This is a genomic window from Sphingobacterium sp. Mn56C (genome assembly GCF_049319645.1).
GTDB lineage: Bacteria > Bacteroidota > Bacteroidia > Sphingobacteriales > Sphingobacteriaceae > Sphingobacterium.
Window position 1 is genome coordinate 95,734 of sequence record NZ_JBMOUC010000001.1, and the last position, 13,235, is coordinate 108,968.

Sequence of the window (13,235 nt, forward strand, 5' to 3'; positions counted from 1 at the left end):
GCCTTTTTATTTTTATAAGCTATGGTAGTAGCCATATTTTCATAAAGATTAAAGTAAGAATATCGCTTCTTCTGCTAATTTTTTCTTACGCTGCTCGTCCCAGATACTCACCTGAACCTCACCGATATGCGCAAGTTTAAGCATAAACATACAAACCCGCGACTGGCCGATACCACCGCCAATAGACTCTGGAAGCTGGTCAGATAGTAACATCTGGTGGAAGGACAATTGTGCTCTGTCGGTACAATTCCGGATTTCAAGTTGATTTAACAAGGCCGTTTTATCTACGCGTACACCCATAGAAGAAAGTTCGAAGGCGCTATTTAACAATGGGTTCCATACCAGTATATCACCATTAAGGCCCTTAAAGCCGGCAGAATTCTGTGAGCTCCAGTCGTCATAATCTGCCGCTCTGCCATCGTGTGCAAAACCATGAGAAAGGTTGCCCCCAATGCCGTATAAAAATACAGCACCATACGCTTTGGCAATAGCATTTTCACGTTCTTTAGGCGAGTAGTCGGGATATTTTTGTAACAACTCTTCGGAAGAAATAAAAAAGATATCCTGCGGTAAGATGGCTTTTTTATCCGCATATTGTTGTTCTACAGCACGCTCCGTAGAAACCAGGGCGGCATATATTTTTTTTACCGTTTCTTGCAGGTAACTTAAATTACGGCTCTCCGGCAGGATAACCTTTTCCCAGTCCCATTGGTCTACATAAATGGAGTGGATAGGAGAGTAGTCCTCATCCGGTCTTAACGCACGCATATCCGTTATAATACCCTCCTCCGGTTGGAGCTCTAGCTCCTTCAAACGCACCCTTTTCCATTTTGCCAAGGAATGAACCACAACTGCCCGCTCCTCATTTAATGATTTTATAGGGAAGGCTACCGGTCTTTCAATGCCATTTAGGTCATCATTTATGCCCGTACCATCTAAAACAATTAATGGTGAGGATACAGGTATTAGGTTCAAGCCTTGTTTTAAAAGCGTTGAAAATGTTTCTTTAACAAAAGTTATCGCTTGTTCTCTTTTTAGTAGGTTGCGTCCCATCGAATAATCTTAATACTATTTTGTAATAATCAATATTGCATAACATAAATTATGGTAATATATCAATAAATATCTGTAAAAATAGATAATTTGGTAATAGTATGTGTTTTTTTTTAGTAAAGTTTTAAGTGTATTGCTAAAGTATTGGTTTTGTGATTGGTTTCTTAACTTGTTTCTAGAAGTGCAAATGCCCAAACCGATAAAAATATGCTGGTTCTGCTTTTTTGAACGGGTGGGGGGAGAATGAAAAAGCTGTTCTTTTCCTGAACAGCTTCTATCGTATATAAAAACAAATTGTTTGCCTAGGTAAACAAAGGTCTCAACCTACGTTATACCGAGAAACTTTCACCACAGGCACAAGTACGCGTAGCATTAGGGTTATGGAATTCAAAACCCTTACCATTTAAGCCATCCGAATAATCTAATTCTGTGCCAGCAAGGTAAAGATAAGACTTAATATCCAGGCATATTTTTACGCCATTATCTTCAAAAAATTGATCTCCTTTTTTCTCTTCATTATCAAAATTAAGGTTATAAGAGAGGCCTGAACATCCACCGCTAGTTACGGCAACACGTACAAAATAATTCTCGTCGTAATTTTCACCTTCAATAATTTGAAGAATGCGTTCTTTTGCTTTATCAGTAACCGTTACCATACTTGTAGAATTTAATTCTTACAAATTTCGTAAAATATTTCCCAATAGCAATGTATAAACGTTTGATTACTGTCAAAATATTACAACATACCCGCCTTATACAGCAACCAGACCGGCGATTTACGCCGTATATCGTCGACAGCAGCTTTCAGAAGGCCTACAGCGGTATCTATTTCGGTCAAGGTATTAAAACGTGAAAAGCTAAAACGTAGGGATGAAAAAGCATCCGCATCGGATACCCCCATAGCTTTTAAAACATGCGAAGGGTCTCTATCCCCAGAAACACAGGCCGAACCAGCGGCAACCGCTAGCTGCGGTATTTTCGTCATGAGCTCCGTTCCTTTCACATGTTTAAAGCACACATTACTCGTGTTCAGCACCCGATGCGCTGTCGCTGCATGGATATAAATGTCCTCAATTTCGTTTAGCAGACGCTTCTCGAACTGCAGCTGTAAGTTTTTTAGGTGCTGTATATGTTTTACATCCAGTTGTTTTATGGCTTCAGCCATCCCCACAATGGCAGGCACATTATACGTGCCAGCACGCAAGCTGTCTTCTTGATTACCACCGGTTAATAAAGCCTCCAGCTGGATAGGTTTACTTTTCCGTTTTACATACAAAACACCAGCACCTTTGGGGCCATGAAATTTATGGGCGCTAAAGCATAAAATATCCACTCCCGCAGCAACAAAGTCGATTTCCATTTTGCCAATAGCCTGTGTGGCATCGCAGAAAAATAAAACCTCTTTTTTCTTGCATATCCTTGCCACTTCTTCTATCGGATGTATAAGCCCTGTTTCATTGTTTACCGCCATCAGCGACACCACAATAGTGTCTGGGCGGATGCTATCTTCGAGTAGCTGCAGATCTATGTTTCCGTTACCATCCAGCGGTAGATACGTTACCTGGGCCCCCTTTTTTTCCAAGGCAGCGCAGGTTGATAATACCGCTTTATGCTCGGTTTTACAGGTAACGATATGACTACCTTTGATACGATAACGGTCAAACAGCCCACGCAGAACCATATTGATGGTTTCTGTTGCTCCCGAGGTAAAGAAAATCTCTTTGCTCTGCGCATGTAAATAATCGGCAATAGTTTGGCGCGCTTGCTGAAGAGCCTCGTTGGCTTTTCGTCCCATTTTATGATGAATACTCGACGCATTAGCATAGTCGTCCATGAAAAATGGCAGCATGCGCTGCAAAACCTGCGGATCTAACATGGTGCTGGCATTATTGTCGAAGTATATCATGTTTTAAAGATATTTAAAAAAAGGTACGTGAAGAATCATAGTTTTAAAATTTCGTGTTTCACGTAAAATTTTAGGAAAAAGATAAACTGTAATTCAATAAATTTGTTCTTCATTTAAAGTATTAAGATTGTAAAAGTTATACGATGAGAAAACTGGAAGGGAGTATTGAAAAATTAATAGAGACGATTATCGTATCAATTCCCGCTATTATCAGTGGTTTTGTTATTTTAATTGTGGGCTCTTATGCAATTCGTTTCTTGCTGAACCTGATGACGAAACGTTTTGAGAAGCGTAATGTAGACAAATCTATTCGCACATTTGTCTACAGTTTAACAAAAATTGCCCTGTATGTGTTGTTATTTTTAACGGTAGCCAGCACAATGGGTATACAGACGACCTCATTTATTGCGGCATTGTCTGCTTTTGGTTTGGCCGTAGGTATGGCCCTGCAAGGGAGTCTTTCAAATTTTGCCGGTGGTGTCTTAATTTTGATGTTTAGGCCCTTTGAAGTAGGCGATAGTATTTCGAGTGCAAACGGCTCGAGCGGTACCGTTGAAAAGATCGATTTGTTGTATACCACATTGACCGACGACAATGGTATACGGGTATTTAGTCCCAATGGTACGCTGGCCAACTCGGTCATTCGCAATTTTAGTAAGGTAATATCGCGTCGGATGGAGTTCACGGTATTAATGGCCTACGAGGTAAATATAAAAACGGCTAGAGAAGCGATAATGGACGTTATAAAAGCCGATTCCCGGATTTTAGAAACACCGAAGCCCACCGTAGTTGTTGGGGACCTGAAGGACAACGGCATCGAGGTTGTCATTCGTGCCTGGGCCCCGAAGGATGTATTCTGGGCTGCAAAATGGGAGGTTGCCGAGAAGTTACAACAGGTATTTGAGGGGCAGAATGTGGTATTTCCGGTATCCAGTATGCGGGTTATACAAGATAATCAAGCGTAACCTATAAAAAAATAAGGTGTACCTCCTATAATAGGGACACCTTATTTTTTTATATATGAATAGATGTATACGTAAGTATTACGGCGACAGGACTACGCTATTAAGCCCTGAAGCCTTGAAGCTGTTAAAATAGATTCGGATAATCGGAGATAATACCATCAATTTTAAGTGCTTTTAAGGCAGCAATTTCTTCGGAAGTGTTTACCGTCCACGGAATAACCTTAACCCCTAATTTATGCGCACTATCGACAAAATCTTTGTTTACCAGTTTGTAATGCGGACTAATAATAAAGGGTGTAAAGCCTAAATCGTCGATAAGCTCATTCACCGTTTTTTTTGTCGACCCCTCAATCAGGTAAGCGGTCTTTATCTGCGGATAAGTTTTATTGATGTATTGTATGGTTCTTTTATCAAACGATTGGATTACGGTACGCGCAGCGATGCCCTTTTCGATTACAACCTGTAATACAAGATCTGAAAATTCCTGTGGCCCCGGGTGCCATTTATGATCCTTATCCACCTGGCTCTTGGTTTCGATATTATAAAACACAGGAGTTTTGCGTTTTAATTTTGCATAAGCCTCAGCCTCGTCAATAAGATCTGCTAATAAGGGAATTTTCGCCGATAGGGTTTTTTGTTTTGGAAAATCTACATTCCCTTTTAAACCAATATCGAAGGCTGTTAAATCCTTTGAAGTATAACCGTAAATAATACCCTTATTATCTTTACCTTTTAATTCCTTACCATTGGCATAGGTTACAAACTTGGGGTTCAAAAAGTCATCGTGGTATACAACAACCTTTTTATCCTTGGTAATATGGCAATCCATTTCCAGTGTAGTAACGTTAGGGAGATCTATCGCTGCTTTCATTGCCGCAATAGAGTTTTCCGGATAAAGCCCCCGCGCACCGCGGTGTCCTTCCTGTGAAAATTTTGGAAAATTTGAATTTTGCGTCATGCCTGTGCGTTGAGTTTTGCATGCGTTTAGCGCTAAAAGCACCGCAAATGATCCGTAAATTAATTTTTTCATACTTAAACTGTAGATAATAAATCTGCTCCAAATTTACTCATTATTAGTAGAGTATTTTAATTTTTTTAATCCATGTTTACCCTATTACAGCGAGAAAAGTAAACAGGATAACCCTGGGATAATGGATCTATGCAAGGCTGAAGACTATTTTTGGAGGATATCCTTAAAAAAAGGGGTACCTAGAAAAGATACCCCCCTAATTTCATAAGGCCCGCGAAAAAACTACCGCATGGTGTATGTAAAAGGTTTTGGACGGATCATTTTTTCCGTGAACACATTACCGAATGAATCCTCCACAGTAATAAGTAATGTAGAATTCTCCTTAGATGCTTTTGTTAAGAAAAGGTGCGAGGTGTTGCCCCCGACAAAGGTAGAGGTGGGGTCTGCATTAACATTTAAGCGCTGTGTGGCATACGAAATAATATGCAGGGGATCTTTTTTGTGTACCTGCTGTACAACCAATTCAGCGCCCTCTTCCTGAACCGATATCTTCCAGTTTTGTTGGTACCCCCAAATATTTAGCAACACTTCATTGCTCGTTCTTTTGGCAGCATACTCTCCGGCATAGGAGGCTACTTTAGCTTTAAAATCAGCGTTAGCATTAGGGGTATGAGTCGTCGCGGTAATCTGCACCGTATTCAAGTCGTAAGCTCTGAACTGGTAATTTTTAGGGTAACCTATACTCTTGTAATACCATTGCTGCGCTGCTCCATCCATATGCCAAATACTATAACCACCAGGACTACCATCCTTACAGATATGATTCCCCGCATAGCCCGTTCTTCCGGTCCACCACCATGTAGCACTAACGGCGGCTATAGTATGCTCCGAGAGCTTACCCCTGTTAGCTTCAACACGGTAATTAATATGCGTATGTCCGCTTAGAATCTTCACGTTAGCAAACTCCTGTAAAGCAGCTAAGAAAGCAGTTTCATTTTCCAGGTTGTAGCCATAACTATTTAAGTTGGGGTTCGTATGTAAAGGCACATGCATGGCAACCACAATAGGTGTTGTTTTATCCTTTACCAATGCTAAATCCTTCTTCAGCCATTCCATTTGCTGAAGTGTAATTTCATTTTTAAACGATCTATCCCCCAAAATACCCATACTGCCGCCAAAGTTCTGGTAAATCATATTATCGAGCACGATGTAATGTACTTTACCGATATTAACCGAATAATAAGTAGGGCCTAAAATCGTTCTATACGAAGATTCTGCCAGCCAGTCGTTAGCAAAGTAGGGGTCATTATCGTGATTACCTATGGTATTGAAAATCGGAAAATCAAAATCCTTAACCTGGTTAAGGTACTCCTTTAAGCCAAATTTATTTTCATACCAATATGCATCCCAGGATTGGTCGCCTAAAGTAAAAGCATAGAATTTTTTATTTTGGCTGCGGATGTCAGCAACAGTTTCTTTCAGGTCGTTCACAAAGCCATTTTGAAACTGCGTTAAATCATCGTTTCTATTGGCCAAATGTATATCGGCTAAAAATGCTATGGCATGATGCTCATTGTTTACAGGGAAAAGTTCGAAGTCGCGAACCTCCGCCTGAGCGCTGATGCTTAATAAATTCTTGTAAAATTGAGGAAACGTATTTACGGTAGCAACTTCATAATTTGCTGGAACAGTGATAAACACATATCCATTTTTCTTTTTGGAGGGGAGGTAGTATACCCCATTAATGTCGGTCGTGGTAACCAGCTCACCGTCGGAGACCTGCACGTTGGCCAGGCCTTTATTTTGGCTGTATACCGTACCCTTCACGGTCATATTTTCCAAATCCGGAATAGCACTATTAAATACCCTATTGATATAGGTTCTACCCAGCAATTCAGTTAGCGTATTACGCTTAACATAAAGCTCGTATCTTCCGTCTGCAAGCTCCTCCGGCTGAAAGAGCAGTATACCGTCTTGGTCTACCGCCTTTATCCGGCACTCCTTAGCCTTGGCCGCATTATTTGTCGGCACCATTGAAATAATATCTGTAGGCAAGAAACCCTTACCTGCAATTCTTAATTCTTGGTTTACGCTGATATCATATACCTGTGGAACAGTCACATAAGTAAGGCCGATAGTCGATATATTTACCGCATTTGTGGCGGCAATAATCTGATCCTTGCAGCTGTGAAGCAGCGCGATATGGGCTGCAATTAAAGCCGCCGTTATCCCCATTCTGATTTTTATATACTTCATAATTTTAAAACATAATGTGTAGGAGGTAAAACAACTAGCAAGCCCTTAAAAGCTTTTGTAAATGGCAATATCATCCATACCCAACCTGCCGTTATTGATACTGTTGTTACTTGTTCCTAGTCCCAACTTATTAATACGGAAACGTACAGGTCCGTGGATGTTCATGAGAAAGATAGCCTGTTTAGCCTGCGGGTTTGTCGACGTTGGCGGAGCATCCGTAACGGTACCACCAATTTTTGTCCAGCTAAGCCCCATATCTTGGGAGTATTCTAAATCAAAGGAAGAGGAGCGGTCCGTATAATAGGCACCATACCATAACGTAACCTTAGAAGCCCCCTCCGGGAGGTCAAAATTCATCTGTAAATACGCCGATACGGAAAGATTCTGTTGGAAGCGTATCGCCTGTTTTCCAGAAACAATACGGTCCCTGCCGGCCGTATTTCCTTGTAAGCTTTGATCTAAACTCCAAGGGCCAGTAGGGAAGTTAACCACCTTTAAGGCGTAGCTTGTTTTCTCCTGATATGGGCTCTCAAAAGTTTCGGGCCATCCAGCATAAATTCTTCCACTTGGGTAGGCCATATCCGCATACGACTGCAGGCGTAATTGCACCTCCGCATCTTTTTTGTAGGCAACTGCTTTAAATGTAGCACTTGGCGCTACCGATTGCTCCGCAAAAGTCGCTTCGCTATGCGTAAAAAGGTTAACCTTATTCTGCTCGGCATCGATTAAAATTTTTGCACCCTTTAAGGCTGTTCCCGGCGCCGGTTCATGTTCCAAGTCTGCTGTAACATCGACATACGTAGATTCGTACTCCGAAAATTTAGTCAATAGATTGTAGATAGAGACCGCCTGCGAGCCAACGGTATTTGCTCTACTCAGCACCTTAATATTACCCTCATTTACAGCAGTCAGGCAAAGGCCATTTTCTGTTTTCACAAGTTTTGCCCCCTCCAGCGGTACATGAATAGAGTCGCCAAAAGTATAGGCCTCCACATTTTCGAGCTGCATTAATAAGCCCCTTGTCTTATTGCGCCATGTATTTTGTATGGCTATAGTTTTTGCTGGGAAGTTATGGGCTGAAGGGTTTGAAACCACCACGGCATGGATATACTTCGCATCCGAGAGCACATCTTTATCAAGTTGGCGTTCCTTTTCTACCTGGAGGTTACGCAATACATAAATGGATGTTTCCGGGTTATTTTCACCAATCGCATAGTTGCGGTCTTCTTTGATACAAGCAGCGGCCATTAAAGCCATACCCGAAAGGAGGATATATTTAAAAAAGGTATTCATTTTCATATGGATATGATATATATTCAAAAAGATTAGTTTGTTCCCTGCTGCCACCACATTTTGTTGTTTATACCATCGCCTCCCAGTCGCGCTACCGCTTCCTTATAGTGTTTATTGTTTAAGGATTGAACAATTAAGGGATAATTTAAACGTACTGGCATCTGGCCATTGTTCATAAGACCAGGGCCACGGTATAAATCCAGCAGCTGCGTTCTGCGGTACTCAAACCATTGCTGAAAATCGGTAAACATTAATGCAAAATATTTCTGTAGATGCACCTTTTTCAAGCGTTCTAAGGTACTATCACTATCCAGGAAACCAACCTTAGGGTTGTTAAAATACGCTGCAGGCAGCGCAGCATTCCACAGCGACATGGACGCTTCAACACCTTTTTTATAGTACAGCTCTGGATCTTGATTGATGTATCCCCGCAGTGCCATTTCAGCCATTATAAACTGGAGCTCGCCATAATTCATGATATTGCCCATAAGAGCCTTACCCTTTAAAGTAAGTTTCAATGTCGACTGCTTATCGGGTGTCGATCCTTTCGGGTATGCCGACTGTATGCCGCCGTAAACGCCTAAACTTGCTTCGGTAGACCAAATTGGCAACCGCGGGTCTTGAAGTTCCAGTAAATTGTTAATAAAAAATTCCGCATAACCTTTGTCGCCATTAAAATCAATATCGCGAGCATTTTGATACGGATTTATATAGGGCAGCTGATCGCTGAAATATAAAATTGCCGAATCTTCGTTGCTATTCATCACAGGATATTCGGCAGGATTAGATTCTATGATCTCTTTAATTTTTGCAAGCGCATTCGTCTCAGGTTTATGCGCTACACGTAGCAGTAAACGTAAGTATAAGGTATTGCCAAATTTACGCCATTTCTCCGGTGCGGTAGCGAAAATAGGATCATATTGCGCAATATTTGCCTCTACCGTTGCGCCCTCTTTTAATAAGAGATTGGCGGTTTCAAGTTTTAAAAACAAGTCTCGGTAAATATCCTGCTGTTTTTCGAAAGCTGGAGTTGTATTTAACTGGCTATGGCCTTTGTTACTTTCGTAGTAGGGAATATCGCCATACATATCGGTTAATAATGCGTAAACCCAGGTCTCCAAAATTAAAGAAATGCCTTGATAGGTTCTATAGCCCTTTTGCTGTGCTTCCCCGGCTTTATCATACATATCTTTAATATTGCTTAGGGCGAGGTACCAAGATTTCCAGGTCGCTTCAGACTCCGAAGGTCTAACCTCATAGCGGTGAAACTCGCGCGAATCCAAATACGTTACCGATACCTGCATAAATTCATTGTTTATACGTAAGTTTCGATTAATATTAGTGTTTATGATAGTATTCAACGTCGGGCCTATTAAACTCTGTGGCGCTGCCGCGGCACTTTCGTTTGGATTCGTATTCATCTTTACGAAGTCCTTAGTACAACGCGTAAAAGAAACTGCCAGTAATACTACAGCAACAGTGGCAAAGGATAGTTTTATTTTAGATGTCATGGTATCTGCGATTAAAAGCCTATAGATAAGTTAATACCGAAATTTCGTGTAGATGGAAACTGCGCTACCTCGGCGCCCTTTTCAATTCCACTACCATTTAGAGAAGCAAATTCTGGATCAAAAGATGGCCATTTGCTAAACACCAATAAGTCACGCCCATAAACCCCGAGGGTTACTTTCTCCAGTTTTAAACGTCTTAATACCGATGGAGGGAGGGTATAATCTATCCTTGCTTCTCTAAATTTTATAAAGTCGGTCGAGAAGGTGTTCGATTCGAGGTTATCACGCGTGAAATGTGCGCGGTAGTAATTAGCAGCGGTGGCTACTGTCGTATTTTTGCTGTACGAACCATCGTCATTTAAAACCACCCCATTTCCAATAATACCGTTGTAACGCCCAGGAAGGGTTTTTTTAAGTTTTCCTTCCTCCATTAAAACCGCATGAGTTAAGGAATAACCTACGCCACCAAACTGGCCATCAAACAAAAAGCTAAAGCCGAAATTTTTATAATTAAACTGGGAGCCAATACCAAATTTTTTGGTCGGGTTAGCATTTCCGATATAAATAAGATCTTCGGAAAGTTCGGGAACCCCATTTTTGTAGACAATATCCCCCTGAGGACTTCTTTTATAGCCAATGCCATACAGGTCGCCAAAGCGGCCACCAACACGCGCCTCTACAGTTCCGCGGCTTCCAAAAACATTCGATAACACTAATTTATCCACTAAGTTCGGTAGTTCCTCAATTCGGGTATCAAACGCCGTAAAGTTTCCGAACAAATTCCAGCTAAAGCGATCTTTATTTTTAAGGATATCGCCATTAATTTCAATCTCCAAGCCCCTGTTAGACACCTTTCCGGCGTTTATAATCTGTGTGCTGTAACCACTTGAAGGATCTATTGGAGTTTCCAGAATCTGGTTGTAAGCCGCATTTTTATAGACGGTAACATCAATTTTTGCCCGGTTTTTAAACAAGCGTATATCCGTTCCCAGCTCATAAGACACCGTACTCTCTGGTTTGAGGTTTAAATCTGGTATGGCCGTAGGGTTTGTGGAACCGCCAGGGTGCCCATTAACCCGCGGGTAGGTATAACTATTGCGATAAGGGGTTTTACCGCCACCACCTACAGCCGCAATAGTACCCCTCAATTTCCAGAAGCTGATGACCTCAGGAAGGTGCAGTAATTCAGAAACAATAAAACTCGTATTTAGAGACGGGTAGTAAAATGGCGTTACCTGATTTTTTATGGGCGATGCCAATGTGCTACTCCAGTCGACACGTACGGTACCATCTACGAAAATATAATCGTGGTAACTGTAGTTGGCTAAACCATACAGACTATGTACCGCATATTCGGAGTGGTAGGGTAGGTATTGGATGGCTTCGGCAGCATTTGCAAATGTATACTGATTCGGAAAGATTAAGCGGTTGGTAAACGCATCATCCTTATTGTATTTGTTTTGGATAACAGCCCCACCCAAATTTCCACCAAACTTATGGTTCGCATGTCGGGTATTGGCATAGGTTAACAAAAAGTCCGTAGAAAACTCCTCACTATAAATTCCCTGTTCGCGGTAATACCCATTATTATATTTATAGGTATCAAAAGGTTTAGATTGTTTACGTTTATCGAAGCTAAAATCAATGCCGGCACGAACCATTAAGCTTAATTCCGTATTGAACTTATAATCCGCCTGTAAGTTTCCTATAAGGTGGTTTTTGCGTTGGGAGTTCAACATATCATAAGACATGGTTTTCGGGTTATCTAATAAATTGGAGAAAGGCGTAGTTTGCTCAATACCATATTTGTTTGGTCTCCAGTTTTCGGCAAACCAGGCGGCATCCATATTAGGCGTAAGGCCGCGGATAAAATACATATACGTTTGGTTGTTGTATCCTGTACTGGGCAAATTATCTGAACCCCGGTTATTGAAGTTAATTTTTGTAGAAACCGAAAATTTATCGTTCATCTGGTTTACCAACTGCGCAGATAAGGAATGGCGTTTGTACCCCATATTCGGGATGATCCAGGAATTATATACGTTGGTATACGAAAAGCGTGCCGATGTTTTGTCATTCGCTGCAGAAAGGCTAATACTGTTTGTTGCGGTGACCTCCGTTTTAAAAAGATCTTTTCTATTGTTTTTATAAGGGCGCCATAGGCTACGTTCGGTGGATGGCAGCCTATAAAATTCCGGATCATACTGGTAAAACAACTGGCCATTAAACTTAGGGCCCCAGGCCGAAGAAGTACTAAACGTACTCGGGCCATCTTCAGTTTGGCCGTAAGAATAGTATAAATCTTGCCCCGCATCACCCTGCCCATACTCATATTGGTAATCAGGCCAGCGGTTAATGGTACCTATTGCCGTATTCGAATTTAAAGAAACCTTAACCCTACCGTTATTACCTTTACCATTTTTAGTTGTTATAATTACCGCGCCCCGGGAGCCCCTATAGCCGTAAAGTGCGGCAGCAGAAGGGCCTTTCAGCACCGTTATAGATTCGATATCATCGGGGTTCAAATCCGATAAGGAAGAGCCAAAATCCACTGGAGAATCCGCATCCAGGTAATTTCCGTTGTTGTTGCCTGTCATTTTCGTTCCCGCCCCCATCACGATACCATCGATAACAATCAGTGCCTCATTATTACCATCCAACGAAGTTTCCCCCCGTAAAATTATCTGGTTAGAGCCTAGCGGTCCTGCGCCAGTTTTGTTAATATGAAGACCGGCAACTTTTCCAGTTAGCGCATCCGACCAATTATTAGAAATTGCTTTAGTGAGTTCATCGCCGGAAACAGACGTTGCTGCATAACCCAATGCCTTCTGATCTCGTTTAATACCCAATGCCGTCACGACGACCTCATCAATATTAGCTTCGGTAACGCTAAGTGCTATCGTAATATTAGTTGCACTGCTGGTGAAAGACCTTGTTTGTAACTCGTAACCGAGTAAATAAAAAGAAAGCGCTGTTCCGGCCGTAACTTCGATAGCAAAAGTGCCGTCTAATTTGTTGGTAACTATCGTTTGGCCGTTCGCACGAATAGTTACCCCGGTTAAGATGGTATTTGTTTTTTGATCGACAATCTTCCCCGTAATCTTGACCTTCTCCTGGTTAAGTTTCTTTTCCATAGCGTAGGAATCGCTGGCTACCGCATAAGTACCGGTATAAAAAGAAGCCGTTAAAGCAATCCATAAGATTTTATTCCCCATTCTACATGGTTTAGCTTTAGCTTGAACTTTAGTTAACATTTGATTCGTAATTTGATTACCAGCAAA

At 41.5% G+C, this 13,235-nt stretch carries 9 protein-coding genes; 1 reads left to right on the forward strand and 8 read right to left on the reverse strand.

The window, feature by feature from the left end; genetic code table 11:
- Window positions 1-48 precede the first annotated feature (48 nt).
- The 3 genes from asnA to ACL9RF_RS00505 form a co-directional block, all read right to left on the reverse strand.
- Window positions 49-1,053, reverse strand: a complete 1,005-nt coding sequence (gene asnA, locus ACL9RF_RS00495) for an aspartate--ammonia ligase (RefSeq protein WP_422798634.1) — start codon at window positions 1,051-1,053, stop codon at window positions 49-51.
- A 329-nt stretch (window positions 1,054-1,382) separates the two neighbouring features.
- On the reverse strand, window positions 1,383-1,709 hold the full coding sequence (locus ACL9RF_RS00500; RefSeq protein WP_422798635.1) for a HesB/IscA family protein: 327 nt from the start codon (window positions 1,707-1,709) through the stop codon (window positions 1,383-1,385).
- A gap of 80 nt (window positions 1,710-1,789) precedes the next feature.
- The gene (locus ACL9RF_RS00505; protein WP_422798636.1) at window positions 1,790-2,959 is read right to left on the reverse strand and encodes a cysteine desulfurase family protein; all 1,170 of its coding nucleotides are present in this window, start codon (window positions 2,957-2,959) and stop codon (window positions 1,790-1,792) included.
- A 143-nt stretch (window positions 2,960-3,102) separates the two neighbouring features.
- Between ACL9RF_RS00505 and ACL9RF_RS00510 the strand changes: the two genes are divergently transcribed.
- The gene (locus tag ACL9RF_RS00510) at window positions 3,103-3,924 is read left to right on the forward strand and encodes a mechanosensitive ion channel family protein (protein WP_422798637.1); all 822 of its coding nucleotides are present in this window, start codon (window positions 3,103-3,105) and stop codon (window positions 3,922-3,924) included.
- Window positions 3,925-4,048: 124 nt separating this feature from the next.
- On the opposite strand, the gene ACL9RF_RS00515 is transcribed toward ACL9RF_RS00510, so the two are convergent.
- The 5 genes from ACL9RF_RS00515 to ACL9RF_RS00535 form a co-directional block, all read right to left on the reverse strand.
- Window positions 4,049-4,954: a glycerophosphodiester phosphodiesterase family protein gene (locus tag ACL9RF_RS00515; RefSeq protein ID WP_422798638.1), complete on the reverse strand. Its 906-nt coding sequence runs from the start codon at window positions 4,952-4,954 to the stop codon at window positions 4,049-4,051.
- A gap of 222 nt (window positions 4,955-5,176) precedes the next feature.
- Window positions 5,177-7,150 carry a calcineurin-like phosphoesterase C-terminal domain-containing protein gene (locus ACL9RF_RS00520; RefSeq protein ID WP_422798639.1) on the reverse strand — a complete coding sequence of 658 codons (1,974 nt, stop codon included), beginning with the start codon at window positions 7,148-7,150 and terminating at the stop codon, window positions 5,177-5,179.
- A gap of 45 nt (window positions 7,151-7,195) precedes the next feature.
- Window positions 7,196-8,449, reverse strand: a complete 1,254-nt coding sequence (locus ACL9RF_RS00525; RefSeq protein WP_422798640.1) for a DUF5689 domain-containing protein — start codon at window positions 8,447-8,449, stop codon at window positions 7,196-7,198.
- A 26-nt stretch (window positions 8,450-8,475) separates the two neighbouring features.
- Window positions 8,476-9,954, reverse strand: coding sequence for a SusD/RagB family nutrient-binding outer membrane lipoprotein (locus ACL9RF_RS00530; protein ID WP_422798641.1), 1,479 nt, complete (start codon window positions 9,952-9,954; stop codon window positions 8,476-8,478).
- Window positions 9,955-9,965: 11 nt separating this feature from the next.
- Entirely contained in the window at window positions 9,966-13,208 is a 3,243-nt protein-coding gene (locus tag ACL9RF_RS00535) for a SusC/RagA family TonB-linked outer membrane protein (RefSeq protein WP_422798642.1), read from the reverse strand.
- Between the last annotated feature and the right edge of the window lie 27 nt (window positions 13,209-13,235).